Below are 24914 nucleotides of genomic sequence, written 5' to 3'. Positions count from 1 at the left end.
GATTATCTCATCCGAGTTCAGATTAAATAAAAACGTAAAAAAGGGAGCAAATGCTCCCTTTTTCATAAAAAATTCACAACGCTAAATTATAAATATTTCGCTAAATACTTTTTAAATATTGGATCTTTACCAGCCAACTCTCGCTGCTCCGCTAAAATATCATGCAATATTTGATTTGATGTAAGCGGATTTGCTAATACAACGCGAAATACTACTGTCGGTAAATTATCGTACTGATATGGCGTTAAACGTGTACGCGATACAAATGAGCGCCCTGCTTCACGCTGACGTTTTTGCATGCTCGCAGTAAAACGATTAAGTGCTGCGTAAATATCTAACTTAGTTTGTTCATCTGCCGTTTTAAGTACTTCTTTAATTTTTTCTGGTACATAGCGATATGTTAACAAGCAAAGTTCTGGTTCAGTAACCAGTTCAAAGTCATCTGTTTGCTTAATAAGTTCAGCAAAATAGCGCGCTTTTTCAAGGCTTTTATCAATTAACATTTCATAGCCTTTGCGACCAATAATTGATAAACACGCATGCACCAACATCGCCATACCTGGGCGGCTACCTTCAAGGGTGTGTGAGCCTAAATCTTTCGAGCCTTTACGTAAGATATATTCAGCGTGATGTTCTACCACATTGACTATATCTGGCTCTTTGAAAAGCACAATACCTGCGCCCATGGGCACATACATTTGCTTATGTGCATCTATGGTAATTGAATCGGCACGTTCACAGCCAGCTAATAACCTACGCGCATTATTAGACAGCATGGTTGCACCGCCCCAAGCGGCATCAATATGAAAATGACAATTGATTTCCTCAGCTAGGTCGGCCATTTCATTAAGCGGGTCAATATTGCCAGTTTCAGTTGTGCCTGCAACACCAACAATTGCCATCACTTTAATGCCTTTTTCTGCTAATTCGTTAGCCTTTTCACGCATTTTAGCAACATCAACACGGTTATTATGATCTGTTTCGATAGATACAATATTACTGCGGCCAATACCGAGCACATCAGCAGCTTTACCAAGTGAGTAGTGACCACGCTCTGACACTAAAATAGCTAAGCCTTTGTAGCCATAATGCATCATAGCCGCAACTAACCCATCGCTATTTATACCATTAAAATCGCCATCTGGTTTAAGCAGCTTATTGCGCGCAACCCAAAGTGCTGAAATATTGGCAACCGTGCCGCCTGAACAAAATGCACCTAAAGCATTTTTGGCGTTGTGCATCCACTTACGGTAAAAGGCATCATCTTTGCCGTAAACCATGTGGTGCATCATACCCAATACTTGACGTTCTAATGGTGTAAATGCTTTAGATGTTTCAATTTTTACCAGATTTTGGTTTAACCCCACCATCAACTTTGACAGAGGTAAAACAAAATGCGGTAAGGCCGAAGTCATATGACCAATAAAGCTCGGCGCTGACGTATGTACTGAATGCGCCACCAGCTTTTCCATTAACTCTTGGGCGTGCTCAGATACAAAACGAGGTTCTTCAGGGATATTTGCAGCTTGGAAATCTTTTTCAATTTCATGCAAAGGTTTTTCAACCGCTGCAATATTTTCGTTAAGAAAGCCTGCTAAGTTACTTGATATTTCTTGCTCAATTTTAGCCAAAGTCGAGCCCGGCGCCTCTGGCACCGTAAAAATTCGCATTAAGCTTTCTTCAGACGCTATTGCTGGGCGCACTGCTTGACGTGTTTCATCAACCATACTACTCACTTTACCCAAAAAGTGTTCAAACATATTCATAAAAAAAGGCTGTCAACTCTACTTCAATTACAAGAAAAAGTCTCGCAATTTGCACAATATCTCCATCTACTGCTGTAAAAAACACACTAAATTGACTATTATAAGGTGTTTCAAAACAACATAACCCTTTGCTTGCTATACAGTAAAGCAGTATTTTTCAATTGCGGCAAAAATTAGTTTTTGGCAAGGATGCGCATGTATTATTCAAATCAAGGAATTCGTTGGCTTTTTTTTGCGGGCGTACTGTTTTTAGCAAGCCTTGGCGGCTATGTTTATTACGTTTATTCACACACCTACAACGACATTTTAAAAGAGGTTGATGCTAAACTCTTAAACGCAGCACAAAGTGTTAAATTCATTCTCGGTGACGAATACCACGACAATATTATCGGTCCCGACCACATTGATGAAAAAAGCTACCTATTAAAAAGCAAACAACTCTCTGAGTTTGCCAGCAAGCTCGAACTCGAATACGTATACGCAATGATAAAAGAAGGCGATCAAGTTTACTTCTCTGCATCTAGTTATACTAACGAGGATATTAAAAACAATAAGCTTACTTATTTTTATGATCTTTACCCTGAAGCGACACAATTAAACGTTAAAGCGTTTTATTCAACAGAGCCTTTATTTGAGCATTCTGAAGATCAGTGGGGCCATTTCCGCACCATATTTTTACCGTTTCAAGCAAAAGACGGGCGCACCTATTTAACTGGCGCTGACATCACCATTAAAGATTTAAATGAACAGCTTGCAGCAAGTGTTAGCCAAGCGGTAATCACAGCAAGTTTCTTTTTCTTTATCGCAACTTTAGTGGGCAGTGCTTACATTTATCTACTAAAACAAAATTTAACCCGCGATCCTGTTACGGGCTACCCAAACCATATTGCACTAGAAAGAAAACTGCAAAGCCATTCACCACTGCACATGCAATTGGCCATAGTATTAGTTAGTAACCTTGAAGATATTAACGGTTTTTACGGCTCCCACATTGGTGATGAAGTAATGCAAAAATTGCTGGCACGTTTAAATAAGTTAAAAAGCACTGAATGTAACCTGTATCGCTTATCTAGCAATAAAATAGCATTGCTATCGCCCAACTTAGACAGCAATGCCTGTTTAAAACTAGTCGAAAATCTAAATAAAAATGCGCCTTTATTATATGACCCATTTATCTACGTGACCTTATGTGCCGGTATTGCCACTGGCAATAAAACTCTGTTAGTTGAAAATGCACGTATTGCAGTTGAACAAGCTAAGCGTAGTCGTGAGCTTGTGGTGTTTTACTCCGATGCAATGAACATTATTAAAAATCAATATCAGCACAACTTAAAAATTGCCAAAGATGTACGAGAAGCATTTAAAAATGGCCAAGTTGAAGCGCACTTTCAGCCAATACTCACTATCGACGGTAACGAAACCTTAATGTACGAAGGCTTAGCACGCATTAAGATTAACGATGCTTTATATGAGCCTGATTACTTTTTATCTGTCGTAAATCGCAGTCGCATGGATGGGCAATTAACTCGCATGGTTTTTCTTGATTGCGTTAAGCGCTTTCGCCAAACTAATTTATGCTGGAGCATGAATTTAACCGCGCAAGATATGTTAGACCCAAGCCTGGCGCAATTTCTTGATGATGAATTAAAGCGCTACCCTACACCTCACCACATTTCATTTGAGCTTATCGAAACTGAAGCGATTGCCAACCTAACGGAAATCAAAGGCTTTGTAGAAATGGTAAGAAGACACGGTGCGAAGGTCTTTATCGATGACTTTGGAACTGGTTACTCAAATATTTCGAATATTCTTAAACTAGAAGTCGATGGCTTGAAAATCGATCGCTCTTTAGTATCACAAATTACCAAAGACGATGAAGTGTTTTTATTTATTCAACACATTGCCAATTTTGCTAAGGAAGTGAACTTAACCTTGATTGCAGAAGGCGTTGAAAACAAGCTCGTTGCCGATAAGCTCGCAAAAGCGGGCATTAAATACGTACAGGGTTTTTACTACGCGAAGCCAGCTCGAGAGCTGGCTCACATTTCACAAACAGCTAAAGCGAGTTAAGGTCAATTTGCAGTCGGTGGCTTTGTTGGCCACTGGCCCAGTACTTTCGCTCAAATGGGGTAATTGCAGTATCTGCACTATATGGCGTTACAGACACGTCCACGCCAGCTAAACCAAGTGCAAAGGCAAACTCATCAACATAGGTTTGCCAATTACTTCTTACCTCAAGTTGACCACCAATTTTCACAATATATGGAAATACCGGTGCTCCATGCCAGCGGCGCCCTAAATGCTTAGCTTTAGGCCACGGGTTTGGGTACAGCAAATAGTGGTGTGTCACTTGCCATTGATGCCCCACCACTAAACGCCAAAAGTCATTTAAATCAGCGCGCACTAGCAAGTACTGGCCATTTTCCGTTTGTTTGTACTCAACATCATGTTTTTCTAAGCGATGTGCTGATTTATCAATACCAATAACCAAGGCTTCAGCATGCTTTCGCGCAAGGTTAGCAGTACTTTCACCCACGCCACAACATGAATCGAGAATAATTGGGCCGTTAAAGCTTTGTACCTTTGCGTTTACTTCATCAAAAGCAGCTTGCGTATGTGCAGCTATCGGCTTTTTAAATTCAGTACTTAGATGCTTGCGCACCACTTCTTCTAACTTTTCATTTAGTCCTTGTTGATTCGAACTAATACTTCTTGAATTTGCGTCAGACATATTTCTATCAGTGGCGAATGCCAACCCCTTTATCAATTAAACGGTATGCCACAGCAAATAAAGCGCTAATAAACCCAATAATCACTGCAAATGCCGTTGTGATATCCACATCCGAAACACCTAAAAAGCCGTATCTAAATGCATTTACCATGTAGATAATCGGATTAAATTGTGAAACTCCTTGCCAAAAATCAGGCAACAAGGTGATTGAATAAAACACGCCACCTAAATAGGTTAGCGGCGTTAAAACAAAGGTGGGGATAATACTGATATCGTCAAAACTATTAGCGTATACAGCATTAATTAAGCCACCTAAAGCGAATACCGCAGCGGTAAGTAAAACAGTCGCAAAAATAACCGACACATTATGAATTTGAATATCCACAAAAAACAGCGACAAAATAGTCACTATAATGCCAACACATAAGCCGCGTGCCATACCGCCGCCCATATAGCCTAAGACAATAATGTAAGTTGGCACAGGCGAAACGAGTAACTCTTCGATGCTTTTTTGGAATTTTGTTGAGTAAAAACTCGATGCCACATTGGAATAAGAGTTAGTAATCACCGACATCATAATCAGACCCGGTACAATAAACTCCATATAGTTAAAGCCACCCATATCGCCAATACGCGAGCCAATTAAATTACCAAAAATAACAAAGTACAGTGACATGGTAATGGCTGGCGGCACTAACGTTTGCACCCAAATACGAGTAAAACGAATACACTCTTTTATCCAAATGGTTTTTAATGCGGTAAATTGATTACTCATTATTGCTCGCGCCCCTTTTCCACAATCGCAACAAACAGCTCTTCTAATCGATTCGCCTTATTACGCATACTTAGCACCGTATTGCCTGACGCACTTAATGCATCAAATACACCATTTAACCCTTGTGATTTTTCCACATCTACTTCGATTGTATGGTCGTCAATTTCACGAGTTGTGTAACCATCAAGAGAAAATACCGATGTTGGCTGTTTTAAATCAAGAATAAAGGTTTCTTTATCAAGCTTTGCCAACAGTGACTTCATATTGGTGTTTTCAATAATCTGACCTTTATCGATAATCGCAATGTTTTTACACAACATTTCCGCTTCTTCAAGGTAATGAGTAGTGAGGATAATGGTAACGCCTTGCTGGTTTATCTCTTTTAAGAATTCCCACATAGAGCGACGCAGCTCAATATCTACACCGGCGGTAGGTTCATCTAAAATCAGCAGCTGCGGTTTGTGCATTAACGCACGTGCAATCATTAAACGGCGTTTCATACCACCTGATAAGGTGCGTGCTTGCTTATCTTTTTTATCGGCAAGACCTAGTTGTGCCAGTAACTCATCAGCACGTTTATGCGCCTCTGCGCGTGGCACGCCATAGTAACCCGCTTGGTTCACTAAGATTTGGTTAAGTGTTTCAAACTGACTAAAGTTAAATTCCTGCGGTACTAACCCTAAATTAGTTTTAGCCTTACCAAGGTCGGTATCAATATCATGACCAAATACTTTTACCGTGCCTTTGGTTTTATTAACAAGTGAAGAAATCACGCCAATTGTGGTCGATTTGCCAGCACCATTAGCACCTAACAGCGCAAAAAAGTCGCCTTTTTCGACCGTTAAATCAATTCCTTTAACAGCTTGAACACCGTTACTGTAGGTTTTTTCTAAACCAACAATTTCGAGAGCTTTTGTCATTGTGTTTTGCGTTCCAATTTTGGATGGATTAATTAGCAGCCGTAGCCCCAACGTTTAGCTAACGTATGCTCAATAGATAAATGATCTAAAATGCGCGCCACCATAAAGTTAACCAAATCTTCGATTGAGCTTGGGTTATGATAAAACCCTGGTGCTGCAGGCATAATAGTTACACCTAATTGCGCCAGCTTATGCATATTTTCAAGGTGAATCGCGCTCAGCGGTGTTTCGCGCACCACCAGCATTAACTGGCCTTTTTCTTTAATCACTACATCTGCAGCACGCTCTAATAAGTTATCAGATGCACCATGACTAATCGCCGAAACAGTACCTGCACTACACGGACAGACAATCATCTTTTTAGGTGCAGCACTACCCGATGCCACAGGACTAAACCAGTTATCTTTACCAAATACTTTAAGCTGGTTTGGTTTGGCATTGAATAGGCTTGTCAGTTGCTCTGTTGCCTTTTCTTCGTTGCCCGATAGTTTTACATCTGATTCAGTATCAAGCACCACACGGGCCGCGCTTGATACCAAAACAAATACTTGGTGATTTAACGAAATGAGCGTTTCAATTAGTTTTAAACCATATGGCATGCCTGAAGCACCGCTAAGTGCAACGGTAATGGTTTCATTAAATTCATGGTTTTGCGTCATAAAAAGCCTATTTGTTGGCGAGCGCATCTAAAATACGATTATGAATATTTTCAAAGCCACCGTTACTCATTACCAATATATGGTCTCCGGCAGTTGCTTTTTCAAGTAACGTTTTAATGATCTCATCTGTGCTGTTAAAACATAGAGCGCCAGCGTTATTGGCAGCATCTTTGAGTGACCAGCTTAGGTTCTCTGGCTCAAATAAAATCACATCGTCGGCACCTTCAAGTGATGCTAATAACGTATTTTGATGCACGCCCATTTTCATTGTATTGGAACGAGGTTCTAATACGGCAAAAATACGCGCTTGGCCCACTTTTGCTCTAAGACCTGCTAAAGTCGTTTTAATAGCAGTTGGGTGATGGGCGAAATCATCATACAACTTAATGCCCGCAACTTCGCCTTTTAATTCCATACGGCGTTTTGGCGAAATAAACTCAGCCAGCGCCGCAATTGATGTTTCAACAGGAATACCCACATGACGTGCTGCTGCAATCGTCATTAAAGCGTTTTTAACGTTGTGCTCGCCAATAGCTTGCCAGTTCACACGCCCAACGATATCGCCAGCAAGAAGCACATCAAACTCGCTGCCATCTGCATTAATAAGTTGATAATCCCAGTCATTGCCAAGTTGCTCTTGCTCACTCCAACAACCTTTTTCGATAACTTGCTGAATATTCACATCATCGCTTGGCCAAATCACTTTACCTTGCCCAGGTACGATGCGTAATAAATGATGAAACTGTTTTTGAATTGCCGCTAAATCTTCAAAAATATCAGCGTGGTCAAATTCAAGGTTATTCAGAATTAAGGTGCGCGGCAAATAGTGCACAAACTTACTGCGCTTATCAAAAAAGGCGGTGTCATATTCATCTGCTTCTATAACAAAAAACGGGGTTTTGCCTATGCGCGCCGACAGGCCAAAGTTTTGTACTACACCACCAATTAAAAAGCTTGGATCAAGACCTGCGTATTCTAATACCCATGCAAGCATACTGGCTGTAGTGGTTTTACCATGGGTACCTGACACGGCTAGCACCCAAGCATCTTGCAGTACATTATGCTTTAACCACTCTGGGCCGGAAGTATAAGGAATACGATTTTCAAGCACATATTCAACGCATGGATTACCACGGCTCATAGCATTGCCAATCACCACGATATCTGGTTGTGGTTTTAACTGGGCAACATCGTAACCTTGAATTAGTTCAATACCTAAAGACTCAAGCTGAGTGCTCATTGGTGGATAAACGTTTTGATCTGAACCTGTGACTTTATGGCCCAGCGACTTTGCAATGGCTGCGATACCACCCATAAAGGTGCCGCAAATACCTAAAATATGAATATGCATTGTTATTAATTCTTGTCGTATAAATTCGATATGAGCTTTAAAAAATTTAACAGTTCAATAAAAAAGCCCATTAGATTTCGCTAATGGGCTTAGTATGCCATAACTTACCAATCAGGTGTTAAATAGGTGAGCCTGGTGGCATAGGTAATGGTTTGAAGTTACCCTGCCAGCTTCCATTTTCGAGTGACTTAGTTAATACACTCGCAATGTGTTTTTTGAAGTTATCGTTAGTACGTGCATACTTACTAGCAATAAAGGTAATTTGACCAACTAACTCAGCTTGTACCTCTGGGTCGGTTTTATCACTAAGCGCTGCATTTACTAAATGATATGCCGCCACCATTTGAATACGTTGAGATACTTGGTGTGCCATACCTTGTTTTTGGCTATCAAAAAATACCTGCTCACTAAGTTGAAATAACACATTACGCGCACTTAGCTGTTTGCTATCTCGCATCGCTTGGAAATGGAGACGATTTAGACGCTGTGAATTTAGCAATAGTGAGAGTGAATGATTTGCAGAAACTTCCGGTAATGCTAACGGATCAAGTGTTAAACCCGTACGGCCGATTAAGCTTTCACGGGTTTTGTATTCTCCGTAGGCTTTTGGTGTAATCACATCAAGCACGTGTTCAGGCACTACTAACTGATCTGCTTCAAGCGTTGTTAATAACGCACTTAGTGCTTCTTTTTGCTTAGCAACATCAACAAGCTTGTTACCTTTAAAAGTATCACCACTACGTAATTCATAATCGTAATCAATGCCTGCAATCAATTTAACCGCTGCTTCTGATTGATAACGATGGAATAAATAAAGTGGAATAAACACTTCTTCTAGCTGCGATAGCGCCGTACCATTTTTAATATTGTGAAGGCCAAACTTCGCCATCGCTTTTTCGCGAATAGAAAGCACTCGGTGTAGCTCTTGGCTTGGATTTTCGCCGTTATCCCACAAATGTGCAGTTGGGTGTGCGCCGCCTTTAGCGCGTGCATCGCTATCGGAAATAAACTCAAGACCAAGGCGTTTGTTTTCCGCTAAGATTTTTTCAAGTTCTTTTGCTTCAGTCAAAATCGGAAAATCAGAGTAACCATATTTCACAAACTTGAATATCCCACACACCTAAGCCTTTGCCATAGCCATTTTCAGTGTTAAAGCTACCATCCTCATTAAAACTCACTAAAGGATGGGGGTAATCCATTACCGATGCGCGGTCTTTTACTGACGCAGAAAAGTTATGCGCAATACCTAAGGTATGACCTACTTCATGTGCACTTAATTGACGAATACGGTCAAGCGCCATCGCATGTAATTTTTCTACCGTTTCATCGCCTTTTAAATAAGGTGCTGCGAGTGCTTCTGCAATTAGAATATCTTGACGCACACGCAGTGAACCGAGTGTTACATGACCTTTAATAATTTCGCCTGTGCGAGGGTCTATAACACTTGAACCATATGACCAACCACGAGTTGCACGGTGCACCCATTGGATCACGTTATAGCGAATATCCATTGGGTCGGCTTTTTCAGGTAGAATTTTTACTTGGTACGCATTTTTATAACCCGCTGCTTCAAAGGCTGCTTGCCACCATTTTGCACCATCGAGTAAAGCTGTTTTTACAGGGTCTGGTACACCTGGGTCGAGGTAGTAAATAATTGGTTTAACGGCTTCGGAAATTTCAGCTGTTGGATCTTTTTTCGCTAAGCGATGTTTTGGAATATAACGCACATACATCGACTCTGATAAAGGCGCCGCATAGTCTTTATATTCTTCGCTCCAAAAACCCGATTGCGGATGGAATTTACGCGGTTTAAAACCATCATCCGGTAGTTCAATTAACGAATGATGTAAATGTACTGAAATAGCGTATGGATCTGGTGCTACTTGTTTTATGTATTTACCCGGCTTTGTGCCATTAAAACTAACAATCGCTTCTAACTCGGTATTTTTAGCAAACGACTTAGAACGCGGCATGTAAACAGCACTTTTACTTTTATCAAGGCTAAAACTACCTTGTTGCTGGCTTGCAAGTGTGCGACTAACACCGTGCACATCCGATAATAAATAAGGCGTGTAATCAATTAACACACTATCGTTATTTGCTGCTTTAATTTCAAAACCATGTAATACGCTAGAAGCAAATGCTTCACGAATACTTTGCTGTTCAGCTGCGTTTGAGCTGTTAGCACGGTAGTAAGTATTATTTTGCTTTAATAAAAGTTTATTACCGTGTTTTTCAAACTGCACAATTTTGGTGTCGCCCAGCTGCCCTCGGTCAAGACCAATATCATTCGACCCTAAGCCGTAAGGCATGCTTAATTGCAGAAGAAATTCTTGATTAAATTTATCTACTTCTAAATAAACTTTGCCCGAAGCATTGTCATAATAAAAGGTAAAATAACCCGGGTAACGATTCATTTCGCTAGTAAATGCATCAATGGGTTTCAGGGTTGCCTGCGCTTTTGGTATACTTAACAGTAACAAAGCACAGATCAGCAGAAATGGTTGTACTAATCTTTGCATCTTCTTTGTTATTTCATTATCAATGGTGCATGGTGCTTAAATGATACACAAGCTGATGTACAATTGTATACAAATTTAACTGAGCGCTACCGAAAGGTTGCCTGTTGCCACCCTCTCACTTTATGTGGCAATAAGCTATTAGTCAGGAATATAAAATGCGTAGACTTCCACCAGTATTGATCGAAGACGGCTGTCCTCGTGATCTTTTATCATTGATCAGAACGATTCTTGCTGCTTGTAAGGAAATTTCATTCCGCGTAAGCCAAGGTGAATTATCAGGTGTTTTAGGTTCAACCTTAGATGAAAATATTCAAGGTGAAACGCAAAAGAAACTTGATGTTTTATCGAACCAGTTACTTAAAGATATTCTACTTGAGTCTGGCTACGTAAAAGCCATCGCGTCTGAAGAAGAAGATTATACTGTTGCTGGCAACCCAGATGCTGAATATATCGTTGCATTCGACCCACTTGATGGTTCATCAAATACCGATATTAACTCGTTGGTTGGCACCATTTTCTCAATTATGAGAGCACCAAAAGACAAAGCTGCTGATGATCAAAGCATTTTCATGCAGGCAGGCAAGCACCAAGTCGCAGCAGGTTATGTACTTTATGGCCCATCAACTATGTTGGCGCTAACTATTGGTAAAGGTACGCGTTTATTCACATTAGACAGAACACACGGCAGTTTCTTACTTACTGAAGATAAAGTAGCTATTCCTGAAGACACTAAAGAGTTCGCAATTAATGCATCAAATCAGCGCCATTGGATAGCACCAATGCAAAACTATATTGCTGATTGCCTTGCTGGCGAAGAAGGCCCGCGTAAGAAAAACTTCAATATGCGTTGGATTGCCTGCATGGTAGGTGATGTTCACCGTTTATTATGTCGCGGCGGTTTATTTACTTACCCTGAAGACACAAAAAACCCAGAAAAACCATTCAAACTGCGTTTACTTTATGAAGCAAACCCAATGGCAATGCTAGTAGAGCAAGCTGGCGGTGTTGCATATGCAGGACTTGACCGTATTTTAGATATTGAACCACAGGAAATTCACCAGCGTGTTGCTGTTACCATGGGTTCAAAAAATGAAGTAGAGATTTGCTTGGATTATCACAAATAAGCACACTTTATTTTGAGTAATAAAAAACCGCGATTTAAGCGGTTTTTTATTTGGGAATCTTATAACTTTGAATCAAGCTACTTTTTGGCAGCTGGTGTAATCAACACTTACTTTAATAGCTAGTTCTTGCTGTGATTGTGTGATTACATCTTTTGCATGACATACACACTTACCACATTGACTGCCTACACCTAAACAGCCACGCACATCACGGATAGAATCCATACCATCGGTTACGGCCTGTTTAATCTGTTTTTCAGTAACTGCATGACAAATACAAACGTACATAATAAGTGAGTGCTTTTAAAGTTAATTACACTTTAAATTTTAATGCTATTGAGAATAATTTTCAATAATATTAATAACTGTAAAAACAGCTATTTACAAAAAAGCATTAATAGCCCCACGTTTGTCCCTTCAAATTTGCCCATGCTCTGCAAACGAATGAGTATTACCTGCAGCGATTATGATGTGATCTAAAATACTCACATCAATCAAACCAAGCGCGTCTGATAGCCGCTTTGTAATTAATTTATCCGCCTCTGAAGGCTCAGCAATACCACTTGGATGGTTATGCGCCAAAATCACATTAGCCGCATTGTATTTAAGCACTGTGGTAACAACCTCTCTTGGGTAAACCGATGCCGCATTAATAGTACCTTGAAATAAATTAATCGATTTAATTAGCCGGTTTTGGCTATCGAGCAGCAGCAAGTAAAAACATTCTTTATGCTCTTTTTGTAGTTCGCACTTTAAATAATTAATTACCGAATAAGGTGAATCAAATACGGCTTCTCGCTTAAGTTGCTCAGCAAAAAAACGTTTACTCAATTCAAGCACAGCTTGCAGCTGTACATATTTTGCAGGCCCCAGTCCCAATTGTTGGCAGAATGAATCACACTCGAGTGAAAAGAGTTGACCAAGCGAGCCTTGTTGTTTGAGTAATGTATCAGCAAGTTCAATGGCGTTAAGCCCTTTAATACCGGTACGTAAAAAAATCGCCAGTAGCTCGGCATCAGTTAAACTTGATGCACCTTTATTTAATAACTTTTCTCTTGGTCTTGCCTCGATGGGCATTTGATTTATTTGCATTTAACAATCCTTGTTAAGCTATTTGTGTTCATTTAATAGTATAGCCAGCCTCGCCAAAAATTATGGAAAATGGTATGGTTTAGCTAATTTAAAAAATGTCATTAATTATTATGTCGAAGAAAATAGTATTGGGAATTACAGGCGGAATTGCTGCTTATAAATGTGCTGAATTAACAAGGCGTTTAACCGAAAATGGTGCGCAAGTTAAGGTAGTAATGACAGACTCTGCGCAACAGTTTATAACCCCGCTTACCATGCAAGCCGTATCAGGAAACCCAGTTTCGACATCCTTACTTGACCCAGCGGCAGAAGCTGCAATGGGCCATATTGAATTTGCAAAATGGGCTGACCTTATTTTAATTGCACCAGCCAGCGCTAACACCATCGCCAAAATGGCACATGGTATGGCCGACGATCTATTAACCACCTTGGTACTCGCGACACCGGCAAAAGTGGCGATTGCACCGGCGATGAATCAGCAAATGTACGCCCATCCTGCAACCCAGCAAAACTTACAAAAATTAAGTGAATATGGCGTGTCTATTTGGGGACCTGCCAGTGGCGAGCAAGCCTGTGGCGATGTAGGTAAAGGCCGCATGTTAGAGCCTAACGAGCTAGTTGAGTTGTGTTTAATGCGCGAAGATACCCCACTACTTGCAGGTAAAACAGTTACTATTACAGCGGGTCCAACTCGTGAAGCGCTTGACCCTGTGCGTTTTATCTCTAATCACAGCTCAGGGAAAATGGGATTTTCATTGGCCCGTGCAGCAAAAGCGTTAGGAGCTAATGTAAACCTAATTAGTGGCCCAGTGAATTTAACCACACCGAGTGAAGTAAATCGTTTTGATGTAGAAAGCGCACAGCAAATGCATGATGCTGCCATGGAGTTAGCTGTTAATTCAGATGTATTTATTGGCTGCGCTGCAGTTGCCGATTACAAGGCAACAACTACAGCAAATAACAAAATTAAAAAACAGGGCGATACCATGACCATTGAGCTCAGCAAAAACCCTGACATTATTGCCTCAGTTGCTGCACTAAAAGCAAATCGCCCGTTTACAGTAGGCTTTGCAGCCGAAACCAACGATGTTGCTAACTACGCCAAAGGCAAACTAAAAAATAAAAATCTCGATATGATTTGCGCCAACGATGTGTCTGATTCTAGCATTGGTTTTAATAGTGAAAACAATGCGATGACGCTGTTTTGGCCAGAGGGTGAACGCCACTTATCACTGCAATCGAAACAACAAATTAGCCATTTAATATTGAAAGAAATCGCGTCAAAACTCGCGGCTAAAAAGTAAAAAAACTGGCATCTAAAATCATAAGTAATTAAGATATGCGCCTCTTGAGGTTGATAATAATGATAAGAAGTAAGGGATAAAAATGCCTGCCACAAAACGTAGTAATCGCAAGGAAGAAATCTTACAAGCACTTGCGCAAATGCTTGAAACCAGTCCAGGACAGCGTATCACCACGGCTAAACTAGCCACTGAGGTAGGTGTTTCAGAAGCGGCGCTTTATCGCCACTTTCCAAGCAAAGCACGTATGTTTGAAGGCTTAATTGAGTTTATTGAAAATGCCCTGCTTTCCAATATCAATCTTATCTTAGAAAAAGAAAAAGACACCCATAGCCGTATTCACAATATTTTATTGTTACTTCTGAGCTTTGCTGAAAAAAATCCAGGCATTACGCGCATTCTTACCGGTGATGCACTGCAAGGTGAACAAGAGCGTTTACGTGAGCGTATTCAAGGCTTATTTGAAAAGTTAGAAACGCAACTAAAGCAAGTATTACGTGAACGTAAGCTACGTGAAGGTAAAACATTTACCCTTGCAGAAGAACAGTTAGCAAATCTACTTTTAGCCTACGTTGAAGGTAAAATGAACCAGTTTGTGCGCTCTGATTTTAAAGCAAAACCAACCGCGCAATTTGACGCGCAGTGGTCACTTTTCACCTTAGCTTGGCACTAACCCCCTCGCGTTGAAGTAAATGTTTTACTTCAACGCGCTATTTTGCGACTTATCGCATTCTCTTTCTTCTTTTTGGTTTCTGTTTACACTAGAGCTAATAATTAGCACTAGGTAATCATTAATGAAACTCGCGTTTACACTTTCAAGCTTAGCGTTAGCAACCAGTTTTGCATTAAGCGCCAGCGAACCTCTTCAATTTAAAGACGTATTTGATTTTAAATACGCAAAATCTACCCAACTTTCAGAGCAGGGAAGTTTACTCGCATTTAGCGCAAGCCCTTATCGCGGTAACAGCGAAGGACAGGTTTACACGCTAAATAACAAGGCGCTACTTGCAAGCGTTGAGCGAGGCACATCACCGGTTATTAATAAAAATGAGAAATGGGTCGCGTTTACCGTTAAACCAGATCTACTTGCCAGTGAAAGTGCATCAAAAGATAAAAAGAAAAAACTAAAAAATGATTTATCGTTAGTAAATAGCGAAACAGGCAAGGTTATCAACTTTGAGCGTGTTGAAGACTTTGTTATTTCCAATGACGGTAACTGGCTTGCTTATCGCACTGAAGTTAAGAAAAAAGACGAAGCCGAAAGTGATAAAAAAGCAGATAAAACATCAAAAGACAAAGACGATAAAGACGCGAAATTAAAAGCGGATAAAAAAGATAAAGTTTACACCCTTAACATTGTGAACTTAACAAACGATAAAACGCATTCAATTGAAAACGTGCTTACTTACGCCATTGCACCAAGCAACACGCAACTTGTTGTAAGCCAAGTAAGCAAAGAAGGCGATAAAAACGCCATTAGTCAAATCGCTCTGCCAAATTTTGAAATGAGCAGCTTATTTACTGAGCCAGGCGTTGTAGCTAACAAACTCGTTTGGCACCCAGAAAATGATGTTCTAGCACTTTCGGTAGGTAATTACGTTAATGATGATAAGCGTCGTCGTGAACACTCACTTTACTTATGGCAAAGTGAAAACAACCAATTAAAACAAATCGAAACGCCTATCGAGAATTGGTTTATCGGTAAAACGGCTAAATTAAAATGGTCTGAAACTGGCGAGCGCCTTTATTTTGAGACGCGCCCAATGCTTTCGGAAAAAATCGAAAAGAAAAAGTACAAAGCGCAAAACGACCTTTATGATTACGATGTAATTCGTGACCAAAAAGGTTTAAAAGTATGGCACCACAAAGATGCCGAAATAAAGCCGCGCGAAATTCAGCAATGGAATGAAAAGAATAAAAATCGCCATTACCAAGCGGTATTTCATTTAAACAGCGATAAAGCAGTACAGCTCGAAACTGAGCTTGTAAGGGATGTAAGCCTGCATACTGAAAAGCAATTTTTACTTGGCTACAGTAATAAGCCGCATCTTCACAAAATTATGTATGACGGTTTCTTTGCGGATTACTATGCGGTAGATACGAAAACCGGCAACAGCGTTAAAATTAGCGAAAATACCCGCGCACGCCCGACGCTTTCACCTAATGGTCAATTTGCCGCATACTTCGATAAGGGCCAAGTTCAGCTTAAATCACTCAAAGACGCCAAGCTTAATGCGATAACCAAAGGCATTCGAGCAACGTTTGGCGACGACCAACACGATTATCCAAGTGAACAACCTGGCTATGGATTTGCCGGTTGGAGCAGTGATAGTAATACTCTTTATGTATATGACAAATATGACATTTGGGCATTTGATGTAAACACGCTGCAAGGCGCGCGTTTAACCCACGGCTATAAGAACGAAACACGTTATCGCGTTAAAAACGTAGATAAAAACAAACTATCTTTTGATTTAAACGATACGTTATTACTTTCAAGCTTTAACCTAGAGAACAAACAAACCGGCGTTGCAAAACTTAATTTAGCAAATAACCAGCTTGAACAGGTTTTAGCTGGCGAAGCGCGTTTTGACCTAGTAAAGAAAGCGAAAAATGCTGATACGTTAATTTATACGCGTCAGAGCTATCATGAGTTTCCTGATTTTTGGTTAAGCAATACATCGCTTTCCACCTCAACAAAATTAACTGACCTGAACCCACAAAAAGAGAATTTTGCATGGGCTAGTAAACCAGAACTTGTAAAGTACAAAGGGTTTGACGGTGAAGATTTACAAGGCGTGTTAATTAAGCCTGCTGGCTATAAAAAAGGCGATAAAGTGCCTGTAGTAATTTATTTCTACCGCTATATGAGCCAACGCATGTATGACTTCCCGAAAATGGAGTTAAACCACAGACCGAACTTCCCAATGTTTACTTCAAACGGTTACGCTATTTTCTTACCGGATATCCGTTTTGAAATTGGTCACCCAGGTAAATCATCGACTCAGACTATGATTAACGCAGCACAAAAGCTGATTGATATGGGTGTGGCAGACAAAGACAAAATTGGTTTACAAGGTCACTCATGGGCCGGTTACCAAAGTGCCTTTATGGTAACGCAAACAGATATGTTTAAAGCGGTCGTATCGGGTGCACCAGTATCAAACATGACCAGTGCATACAGTGGCATTCGTTTAAAATCAGGTCTTGCACGTCAATTCCAGTACGAAACAGGACAAAGCCGCATTGGCAAAGACTTATTTGAAGGCTTAGATCTCTATATTGAAAACTCACCGGTATTCTTCGCCGATAAAGTTAATACACCAATTATGATTATGTTTGGTGACAAAGATGGCGCAGTGCCGTGGCAGGAAGGGATCCAATACTACCTTGCACTTCGCCGTGCAGGTAAAGATGTAATTTTCTTACAATACGAAGGTGAACCGCATCACCTGAAGAAATTTCCCAACCAAGTGGATTTCTCGATTCGTATGATGGAATACTTCGATCACCACCTTAAAGGTAAGCCAGCACCAAAATGGATGGAAAATGGCGTGCCATTTGAGAAAGAGTAATCTAATTTAAATACTAAAATGGCGAGCTATTAGCTCGCCATTTTTTGTTTAAGCTGAACTTGAGTTATTTAACCTAAGCTTAAGTTATTCAGTTTAGCTTAAGCTAAAAACCGTATAGTTGTTTTCAGGAAGGGAATTCCGATTGAGTAAAGTAACATTCAAAAGCCAACTCTTACGAGCTGGCTTTTTTTCTGCTCTTACTAAAGTTTGCAGATTTACCACCTCGTGACTTATTGCCACCCACCTTAGGCTTTGTATTTGCTTTATTAAACTGACCAAAACCCGTATGGCGAGACAGTGCAGGCCTACCACCTTTACTCTGACCAGACTTACGTTGCTCATTTCTTGATTCTGCAGGCACTAAACAATTTGGGCCATTACCAATAAGGTTCGCTTTGCCCATTTTCTTTAATGCTTCACGGATCATTGGCCAACCGGCAGGATCGTGATAGCGCAGAATCGCTTTATGCAAGCGACGCTGACGCGCGCCTTTTGGCACACTAACGACTTCCGTATTGTTCTTAATGTTCTTAAGCGAATTCATCTCAGTATGGTAAATGGTAGTGGCATTTGCCATTGGCGACGGGTAAAAATTTTGCACTTGATCTAATTTGAAATCATGGCGCTTCAACCACAATGCCATATTGACCATATCCAAATCTGTTGTACCTGGGTGGGCAGAGATAAAATACGGTATTAAATACTGTTTTTTACCCGCTTCTTTTGAGTACTTTTCGAAAAGCTCTTTAAAGCGATCATAGGTGCCCATGCCCGGTTTCATCATTTTAGATAATGGGCCATTTTCGGTATGTTCTGGAGCGATTTTTAAGTAACCGCCAACATGATGTGTCACTAACTCTTTAACATAGTTAGGATCTTCAATGGCCAAGTCATAACGCACACCTGATGCAATTAACACCTTCTTCACACCTTCAACTTCACGCGCTTTGCGATACAAGTTTACCGTTGGCGTTTGGTCAGTATCCATATGCTTACAAATATCGGGGAAAACACACGATAAACGACGACAAGTGCTTTCTGCTTTTTTACTTTTACAGCGCAATTTGTACATATTGGCTGTTGGGCCGCCAAGATCAGAAATAACACCTGTAAAACCTGGTACTTTGTCACGAATTTGTTCAATTTCATCAATAATTGATTGCTCTGAACGGCTTTGAATAATACGCCCTTCATGCTCTGTAATTGAACAGAATGAACAGCCACCAAAACAGCCTCGCATAATATTGACCGAAGTTTTGATCATATCGTAGGCTGGAATTTTCTCATCACCATAGCTTGGGTGAGGCACACGCTGATACGGTAAACCAAATACATCATCCATCTCTTGTGTTTCAAGTGGAAATGCCGGTGGGTTCACCCAAACCGAACGATCACCATGACGCTGGAAAAGTGCGCGGGCACAACCTGGGTTAGTTTCTTGGTGTAAAATACGTGACGCATGTGCATACAGAGGTTTATTTACACTTACCTGCTCATAAGCTGGCAGTTTTACATACACTTTTTCCCACGGCTTTAAACGCGGCGGCTGAATGGTAATAGGCTTAGCTTCAGCGCCTAGTTCAATACCCGCTTGTTTAAACTCTGATTTGCTACAACCTACGTCATCTGCACCATAAGGGTTTGGAATTGGGTCTATCTTGCCGATTTTGTCAATGGCAGTGGAGTCTGAACCGCGCCAACCAGGCAATGGCTCTTTACGAATAACCGCAGTACCACGAATGTCATGCATTTCATCCATGGTTTTACCCGCAGCAATACCGTGTGCCACTTCAACTAAAGGCCTTTCTGCATTACCGTAAATTAAAATATCCGCTTTGGCGTCAAAAATAACACTGCGACGCACCTTTTCAGACCAATAATCAAAATGGGCAATACGGCGTAAACTTGCTTCAATGCCACCGATAACCACCGGCACATCTTTATAAGCTTCTTTACAACGCTGGCTATATACAATCACCGCACGATCAGGGCGTTTACCACCAACATTACCGGCAGTATATGCATCATCATGGCGTAAACGCTTTTCTGCGGTATAACGGTTGATCATCGAGTCCATATTACCTGCGGTTACACCGTAAAATAAATTTGGTTTTCCGAGTGACATAAAGGCATCTTTTGATGACCAGTCTGGCTGTGAAATAATACCGACACGAAAGCCCTGCGCTTCAAGCACACGACCAATTACTGCCATGCCAAAGCTTGGGTGATCAACATAGGCATCACCCGTTACAATAATAATGTCACACGAATCCCAACCAAGGGCATCCATTTCTTCTCTGCTGGTTGGTAAAAAAGGCGATGGACCATAACACTCGGCCCAATATTTTGGATATGAAAAAAGACTACGCTCTGCTGATAAAGCAGCCATAAAATGCCCCTAGAATAAAATGGCCGCAAATTATAGCTGAGTTTACCGCCAGCCTCTAGTGTTTATTTTTTAGCCAGCAAAAATTGTTTGAGTTCTTCATACGGCATTGGCTTTGCAAACATAAAGCCCTGTGCCTCTTCGCAGCCCATAAGGCGCAAACAACTCGCCTGATCTTCATTTTCGATCCCTTCAGCAATGGTGTTTAAACCAAGCTTTTTACCCAGTGATACAATTAACTCAGCAATGGCACCACTGTCTTCAGGAATGTCTTTTACAAAGGCCCTGTCTATTTTAATGCGGTTAAGCGGCAGTTTTTTAAGGTATGACAATGACGAAAACCCTGTGCCAAAGTCATCAATCGCAATTTCTAAACCATGCTCTTTTAGCTCAGTTAGTGCTTCAATCACAATTTCAGGTTCATCCATCACAATGCTTTCAGTTACTTCTAGCTCAATTTTCTGAGGGTTTATTTGGTGATCTGCTAACGTGTCTTTTACTTTACTAACAAATTGAGGATCACGAAATTGCGGCACTGAAACATTCACTGCAATACGCATATCAAAACCAAGTTCTAATAACTGCTTTTGCGTTATACAAGCTTGCTCCAAAACCCATTGACCAATTGGTAAAATTAACCCTGATTGCTCAGCTAAGGGCACAAAAATCGCCGGAGAAATAAAACTGCCCTGCTCGTTTGGCCATCTTAATAATGCTTCACAGCCAATTACTTCACGTGTTGCTAAACAAATTTGCGGTTGATACCACACTGCCAATTTATGTTCGCTAAAATCATGACGCAGTTCTTTTAACACCCCAAGCTGCCACGCCATTTTCTCTTCCATTTCAGGCAGATAATATTCGTAGTTAAATCTTAAGTGTTTTTTACCTAAATTAAGTGCGATATAACACGACTTGAGTGTTTGTTTTCCATCTTTATAGAAGTACTGCTGCTCACAGACGCCCAAGTGAAAGTTAACCGGCAATAAATGTTCACCAGCATGAAAAGGCAAAGACAATATATGATTGAGTGACTCAGGCGTCACTTTGTCAGACTCAACTAATGCAGCAAATACATCCGCGCCAATGCGCGCAAAATAACGGATACCAATTACATCTTCCTGAATTCGCGTTGCTACCGCTTGTAATAGTAAATCACCAACATCTTGCCCTAAACCATTATTAATTGATGAAAAATCAGCTATATCAATAAAATAAAGAGAGAAATCGTTATTACTATCTGAGTAAAAACGACCAATTTGATTTATAAAATCGTTACGATTTGGTAGCTTGGTTAGTTTATCTTTATAAGCTGCATCACGCAGCTCACTGAGCATTCTGACATTTTTAAAAGCGGATGACACATTCTGCAAAAAGATTTCAATAAGCTTAATCTGCTGCTCATGCACCATTTCTTTGGTTTCGAGATAAATAGCAAACTGAGATTTGTCATCTTCAACAAAAAAGCAGCTGTCATGCTCGTCAATTTGATGGGTTTTATTTGCTAACGTTTGTTGTAATACGCCAAGTGCTCGGCTGTTATCTATTTGTTCTATACCTTGCCAAACAGCTCCTTTGTATTCAGCACTGCCACCAAGAACTGCGGAACGTCCACCCTCAGCACTCACAATCACACCGTCACCAGAACCATCTAACAACTTAGCGATCTGCTCAATAACTTGTGAAGCAAAGGCCGTTAAATCTTCAAGGCCGTTAATCGATTTGGCCGCATCAAGTACTTTTTCAAGGCCAGTATTATGCTCTGATAGCTCGCATAATTGTTGATAAGAACGAAGTGCAGTTACAAGAGAGGTTACCAGTTTGGCGCGTGTCAGTTCGGTTTTTGTTTTGTAGTCATTAATATCATATTCACGAATAATATTTTCTTCCGGTGCATAACCCGGTTGACCCGTACGTAAAATAATTCGTAATTGTGAATTGTTTAACTCTTCGCGAATGCGTTTAACCGTTACTAATCCGGCGTCGTCGGTTTCCATTACCACGTCGAGCAAAACCACTGAAATATTGGGGATTTCAGTTAGTTTTTTAACTGCTTCTTCACCACTGTAAGCGTGATGAAATCTGAGTTGTTTATTCCAAAACGATAAACCTGACAGCGCCAGCTGTGTAACGGAGTGCACTTCAGGCTCGTCATCTACTATCAAAACATCCCAAAAACCAGAGTACTGCTCGGGGGTTTCGTTATCATCTTCATTCAAGAATAAAAACTGTTCTTCGGCAGGTTGTGTCATGAAACCTCTACGTCGTCACAAGACCTTTGAACTCTTTCTCTGGTCACAATTATTTTTTTTGTTATCCGGTAATTTGCCACTTAAACTTTGGTGAGCAAAACATAGCGCTAAAGCAACGTTAGCATCAGCCACTTACCTAGTATAGACTATTAATTAGAATGTTTAAAAATACTATGATAACTATAGTGTTTTCTGAAAATACGGAGCCAAATGCGGTACTTAATTCGCACCTTGTTTAGCATAGTTTTGGTAATTGCAATAACCAGCGCTTTACTGCCAAATCGCTATACCATTGAAAAAACCATAACGAGCCATTGTCAGCAACCGCAATTTCAAAGCTGGGTGTTGGATTTAGCTAATTGGCACTTGTGGACACCGTGGGCAACGTACGAAAAAACATGGCAAGAATTAGAGCTTGCTAACAGTAATAAGATTGGCGCCTATTTAAAGTGGCAAAGCGGCGAGCGCATTGGTGAAATGACGGTAACTGCGATTAGTAATAACAGCATTTCCTACACCAGTATTATTGACCACCATACTAATATTGGTCACTTTGTTGCCAAGCCATTTGCCAATAAATTACAAATAAGTTGGGCAATTGAAGGTGGCATTAACACCCCGCTAGTGGGTAGTTTATTAACGCAATACCATAAATATAAAATGCAGGACGCGATTGATTTAGGGTTACGAAATTTAAACTCGCTTTGCAAAAGTCAAAAGATGGAACAACAAGATGCCAATTAAACCGATTACGGCACAACAACACCTTGCAAAGATAATTAAAAGCAAAGTGGGTGTAGAACACAATAAAGTAAACGCAGAGCAAGCATCAAAGCGCCTTGAGCAAGACAGTGTTTCTAAAACCCTTAACCCTCTACCAAATTACAATAGCACCGAAAGCACGCTGCAACGCGCACAAAAACGCCGTAAGCTTGCACTTGTTCGAAAACAGACAAATATTGAATCGATTCTTGGTTTAGCGCAACATTACTGCCCGCCAGTGACCTCACAGGGTGAGCCGGATCATGATTGGATTGAGCGCTTTTTAGAGCTGGCCGAAGATACCAGTAATAGCAATATTCAAAAGCTATGGGCGAAAGTACTTGCTGGTGAAGTTATTAATCCGGGATCATTTTCGTATAAGAGTTTGATCACGCTTAAACACATCACACCAAAAGAAGCTGACGTATTACAATTAGCAACAGGGTGTGCGGGTAAATCGGCCAGTGATGGGTTTCACCAAATAATTACCGGCAGCTACCTTGCGCCAAGTTTGCTTAATTTTTTAAATCCGCATAAAAAAAACTACGTGAACTTAAGTAGCGCCGGACTCAATTATCCCGATATTTTAACACTTATCGACATTGAGTTAATTTATCAGCAAGAGATTGAATCTAAAGCATTTGAACGAGATGAAAGCCAAACATTAAGCTTTGCCAACGGCACCTTAACCCTAACAGCTAAACGTCAAGGCAGTATTTTAACGTACTATAAATTTACCCAAACAGGGTTCTCGCTAGCGCGATTAACCAGTAATAAACTTAGTAATCAATATTTAGAGTGCCTGAAAAAAGCATTAGATAAGAGCTTTGATGTGAGTTTTGCCAACAGTTAATGCTGGCAAAACTATAGTATGAGCTTGGAAAACCCAGCTGTTTACTAGCGTAAACCAAATTCAGATGCGGGTATTCTATTAGAAGTGAATTTGCAAGCCCGCAAATACACCATCAACGTCGATATCTGTGTAAATATCATCAACGTCATCTAGTTCAAGTAACATTGCACGGTAACCAGCTTTAACAGCAACATCCACCGCCATATTATCGATAAACTCCCACGCAACACCGATTTGATAATCTTGAATTTTGCTATCACCAATTGCTAATAGCTGGCCTTCGGCAAATGCGCTTAATCCAGTAAACGGTAAACCAAACTGCACCGCACCATAAGCCATAGGAATAAAACCATTAAAATCAACCGACTCTTCACCAAAGTTTGAACCTTGTTGATCGCCTTTAACCGCTACATAGCCATCAAACTGTTTAGCAGATAAACCTAAATCAATCGACACCAAGTCGTTGTCGAAGATTTCGTAGTAAAGTACGTAATCAACATGGCTTAAATCACTGTCGCCTGTAACTGTTGAGTTAACTTTAAATACTTTATCACCAAAGCCAAACGAGGTATTTAAATTGGCATCGGCTGCTAACTCTAATTGGGTATATTTTAATTTTACATTTGGTACTAACGGGATTGGGTGCTCAAGCGCTGCATAGTAACTGCCGTATTCTTTATCTTCAAAATTGAAGCTTTGCATATCGCTCGACGTACCTAGCGCACCATCGGTTTGTGCAGCCCAATAATCACCACCAACATACAGGCCTAACAAAGTGTCTGCTTTCGCCTGTGGTACCATTGCGGCAGCAATTAGTGCTGCACCAAACATCATTTTTTTCATTA

At 40.6% G+C, this 24914-nt stretch carries 18 protein-coding genes and 1 pseudogene; 7 read left to right on the top strand and 12 right to left on the bottom strand.

Going from position 1 to position 24914, the window contains the following annotated elements; translation table 11 throughout:
* Positions 1 to 86: 86 nt before the first annotated feature.
* The gene (gene panP / locus C2M30_RS01620) at positions 87 to 1760 is read right to left on the bottom strand and encodes a pyridoxal-dependent aspartate 1-decarboxylase PanP (RefSeq protein WP_442792796.1); all 1674 of its coding nucleotides are present in this window, start codon (positions 1758 to 1760) and stop codon (positions 87 to 89) included.
* Between the two features lie 201 nt (positions 1761 to 1961).
* On the opposite strand from panP, the gene C2M30_RS01615 reads away from it, so the two are divergent.
* Entirely contained in the window at positions 1962 to 3836 is a 1875-nt protein-coding gene (locus C2M30_RS01615; RefSeq protein ID WP_105170441.1) for an EAL domain-containing protein, read from the top strand.
* Here C2M30_RS01615 and trmB read toward each other — a convergent pair.
* The 6 genes and pseudogenes from trmB to C2M30_RS01585 all read right to left on the bottom strand — a co-directional run bounded on the left by trmB (position 3823) and on the right by C2M30_RS01585 (position 10724).
* Positions 3823 to 4497: a tRNA (guanine(46)-N(7))-methyltransferase TrmB gene (gene trmB / locus C2M30_RS01610; RefSeq protein ID WP_105170440.1), complete on the bottom strand. Its 675-nt coding sequence runs from the start codon at positions 4495 to 4497 to the stop codon at positions 3823 to 3825. The two genes, C2M30_RS01615 and trmB, sit on opposite strands and share 14 nt — an antisense overlap.
* A 7-nt stretch (positions 4498 to 4504) precedes the next feature.
* The gene (locus C2M30_RS01605; protein WP_105170439.1) at positions 4505 to 5272 is read right to left on the bottom strand and encodes an ABC transporter permease; all 768 of its coding nucleotides are present in this window, start codon (positions 5270 to 5272) and stop codon (positions 4505 to 4507) included.
* Entirely contained in the window at positions 5272 to 6192 is a 921-nt protein-coding gene (locus C2M30_RS01600; protein WP_105170438.1) for an ABC transporter ATP-binding protein, read from the bottom strand. Before C2M30_RS01600 ends, C2M30_RS01605 begins: the two co-directional genes overlap by 1 nt.
* Positions 6193 to 6224: 32 nt before the next feature.
* Complete coding sequence (locus C2M30_RS01595) at positions 6225 to 6851, bottom strand: flavin prenyltransferase UbiX (RefSeq protein ID WP_105170437.1); 627 nt, start codon at positions 6849 to 6851, stop codon at positions 6225 to 6227.
* 7 nt (positions 6852 to 6858) lie between these two features.
* Positions 6859 to 8202 (bottom strand): UDP-N-acetylmuramate:L-alanyl-gamma-D-glutamyl-meso-diaminopimelate ligase, encoded by a 1344-nt coding sequence (gene mpl / locus C2M30_RS01590; RefSeq protein WP_105170436.1) that lies wholly within the window; start codon positions 8200 to 8202, stop codon positions 6859 to 6861.
* Between the two features lie 118 nt (positions 8203 to 8320).
* Positions 8321 to 10724, bottom strand: a pseudogene (locus C2M30_RS01585) (zinc-dependent metalloprotease).
* Positions 10725 to 10879: 155 nt separating this feature from the next.
* On the opposite strand from C2M30_RS01585, the gene C2M30_RS01580 reads away from it, so the two are divergent.
* On the top strand, positions 10880 to 11848 hold the full coding sequence (locus C2M30_RS01580) for a class 1 fructose-bisphosphatase (RefSeq protein WP_105170435.1): 969 nt from the start codon (positions 10880 to 10882) through the stop codon (positions 11846 to 11848).
* A gap of 72 nt (positions 11849 to 11920) precedes the next feature.
* Here C2M30_RS01580 and C2M30_RS01575 read toward each other — a convergent pair whose 3' ends face one another.
* Positions 11921 to 12136 carry a bacterioferritin-associated ferredoxin gene (locus tag C2M30_RS01575; protein WP_054979552.1) on the bottom strand — a complete coding sequence of 72 codons (216 nt, stop codon included), beginning with the start codon at positions 12134 to 12136 and terminating at the stop codon, positions 11921 to 11923.
* Between the two features lie 129 nt (positions 12137 to 12265).
* Positions 12266 to 12940: a RadC family protein gene (radC, locus tag C2M30_RS01570; RefSeq protein ID WP_105170434.1), complete on the bottom strand. Its 675-nt coding sequence runs from the start codon at positions 12938 to 12940 to the stop codon at positions 12266 to 12268.
* 95 nt (positions 12941 to 13035) lie between these two features.
* On the opposite strand from radC, the gene coaBC reads away from it, so the two are divergent.
* From coaBC to C2M30_RS01555, 3 genes are all read left to right on the top strand, one after another.
* Positions 13036 to 14244 carry a bifunctional phosphopantothenoylcysteine decarboxylase/phosphopantothenate--cysteine ligase CoaBC gene (gene coaBC, locus C2M30_RS01565; RefSeq protein WP_199775863.1) on the top strand — a complete coding sequence of 403 codons (1209 nt, stop codon included), beginning with the start codon at positions 13036 to 13038 and terminating at the stop codon, positions 14242 to 14244.
* A gap of 82 nt (positions 14245 to 14326) precedes the next feature.
* The gene (slmA, locus tag C2M30_RS01560) at positions 14327 to 14914 is read left to right on the top strand and encodes a nucleoid occlusion factor SlmA (protein WP_010561927.1); all 588 of its coding nucleotides are present in this window, start codon (positions 14327 to 14329) and stop codon (positions 14912 to 14914) included.
* Positions 14915 to 15035: 121 nt separating this feature from the next.
* Positions 15036 to 17816, top strand: coding sequence for a S9 family peptidase (locus C2M30_RS01555; protein ID WP_105170433.1), 2781 nt, complete (start codon positions 15036 to 15038; stop codon positions 17814 to 17816).
* 172 nt (positions 17817 to 17988) lie between these two features.
* On the opposite strand, the gene C2M30_RS01550 is transcribed toward C2M30_RS01555, so the two are convergent.
* Both C2M30_RS01550 and C2M30_RS01545 read right to left on the bottom strand, forming a co-directional pair.
* The gene (locus tag C2M30_RS01550) at positions 17989 to 20205 is read right to left on the bottom strand and encodes a YgiQ family radical SAM protein (protein WP_105170432.1); all 2217 of its coding nucleotides are present in this window, start codon (positions 20203 to 20205) and stop codon (positions 17989 to 17991) included.
* A gap of 62 nt (positions 20206 to 20267) precedes the next feature.
* A complete protein-coding gene (locus tag C2M30_RS01545; protein ID WP_010561930.1) occupies positions 20268 to 22454 on the bottom strand; it encodes a bifunctional diguanylate cyclase/phosphodiesterase in 2187 nt (728 codons plus the stop codon).
* A 210-nt stretch (positions 22455 to 22664) separates the two neighbouring features.
* Between C2M30_RS01545 and C2M30_RS01540 the strand changes: the two genes are divergently transcribed.
* Together C2M30_RS01540 and C2M30_RS01535 are read left to right on the top strand one after the other, a co-directional pair.
* Positions 22665 to 23198: a hypothetical protein gene (locus C2M30_RS01540; protein ID WP_010561931.1), complete on the top strand. Its 534-nt coding sequence runs from the start codon at positions 22665 to 22667 to the stop codon at positions 23196 to 23198.
* The gene (locus C2M30_RS01535; protein ID WP_105170431.1) at positions 23188 to 24069 is read left to right on the top strand and encodes a TIGR03899 family protein; all 882 of its coding nucleotides are present in this window, start codon (positions 23188 to 23190) and stop codon (positions 24067 to 24069) included. The genes C2M30_RS01540 and C2M30_RS01535 overlap by 11 nt, the downstream gene beginning before the upstream one ends.
* A 78-nt stretch (positions 24070 to 24147) precedes the next feature.
* On the opposite strand, the gene C2M30_RS01530 is transcribed toward C2M30_RS01535, so the two are convergent.
* Positions 24148 to 24912, bottom strand: a complete 765-nt coding sequence (locus tag C2M30_RS01530) for a TIGR04219 family outer membrane beta-barrel protein (RefSeq protein WP_010561933.1) — start codon at positions 24910 to 24912, stop codon at positions 24148 to 24150.
* Between the last annotated feature and the right edge of the window lie 2 nt (positions 24913 to 24914).

Source organism: Pseudoalteromonas sp. T1lg24 (assembly GCF_002964745.1).
In the GTDB taxonomy this organism is placed as follows: Bacteria; Pseudomonadota; Gammaproteobacteria; order Enterobacterales; family Alteromonadaceae; genus Pseudoalteromonas; species Pseudoalteromonas spongiae.
Note: the sequence above shows the minus strand (reverse complement) of the source record. Positions and strands in the feature narration are given on the sequence as shown.

Bases quoted from the DNA above. Each gene is read 5' to 3' on its own strand.
- panP (WP_442792796.1), bottom strand. From the start codon at position 1,760: ATGTTTGAACACTTTTTGGGTAAAGTGAGTAGTATGGTTGATGAAACA.
- C2M30_RS01615 (WP_105170441.1), top strand. From the start codon at position 1,962: ATGTATTATTCAAATCAAGGAATTCGTTGGCTTTTTTTTGCGGGCGTA.
- trmB (WP_105170440.1), bottom strand. From the start codon at position 4,497: ATGTCTGACGCAAATTCAAGAAGTATTAGTTCGAATCAACAAGGACTA.
- C2M30_RS01605 (WP_105170439.1), bottom strand. From the start codon at position 5,272: ATGAGTAATCAATTTACCGCATTAAAAACCATTTGGATAAAAGAGTGT.
- C2M30_RS01600 (WP_105170438.1), bottom strand. From the start codon at position 6,192: ATGACAAAAGCTCTCGAAATTGTTGGTTTAGAAAAAACCTACAGTAAC.
- C2M30_RS01595 (WP_105170437.1), bottom strand. From the start codon at position 6,851: ATGACGCAAAACCATGAATTTAATGAAACCATTACCGTTGCACTTAGC.
- mpl (WP_105170436.1), bottom strand. From the start codon at position 8,202: ATGCATATTCATATTTTAGGTATTTGCGGCACCTTTATGGGTGGTATC.
- C2M30_RS01580 (WP_105170435.1), top strand. From the start codon at position 10,880: ATGCGTAGACTTCCACCAGTATTGATCGAAGACGGCTGTCCTCGTGAT.
- C2M30_RS01575 (WP_054979552.1), bottom strand. From the start codon at position 12,136: ATGTACGTTTGTATTTGTCATGCAGTTACTGAAAAACAGATTAAACAG.
- radC (WP_105170434.1), bottom strand. From the start codon at position 12,940: ATGCAAATAAATCAAATGCCCATCGAGGCAAGACCAAGAGAAAAGTTA.
- coaBC (WP_199775863.1), top strand. From the start codon at position 13,036: ATGTCATTAATTATTATGTCGAAGAAAATAGTATTGGGAATTACAGGC.
- slmA (WP_010561927.1), top strand. From the start codon at position 14,327: ATGCCTGCCACAAAACGTAGTAATCGCAAGGAAGAAATCTTACAAGCA.
- C2M30_RS01555 (WP_105170433.1), top strand. From the start codon at position 15,036: ATGAAACTCGCGTTTACACTTTCAAGCTTAGCGTTAGCAACCAGTTTT.
- C2M30_RS01550 (WP_105170432.1), bottom strand. From the start codon at position 20,205: ATGGCTGCTTTATCAGCAGAGCGTAGTCTTTTTTCATATCCAAAATAT.
- C2M30_RS01545 (WP_010561930.1), bottom strand. From the start codon at position 22,454: ATGACACAACCTGCCGAAGAACAGTTTTTATTCTTGAATGAAGATGAT.
- C2M30_RS01540 (WP_010561931.1), top strand. From the start codon at position 22,665: ATGCGGTACTTAATTCGCACCTTGTTTAGCATAGTTTTGGTAATTGCA.
- C2M30_RS01535 (WP_105170431.1), top strand. From the start codon at position 23,188: ATGCCAATTAAACCGATTACGGCACAACAACACCTTGCAAAGATAATT.
- C2M30_RS01530 (WP_010561933.1), bottom strand. From the start codon at position 24,912: ATGAAAAAAATGATGTTTGGTGCAGCACTAATTGCTGCCGCAATGGTA.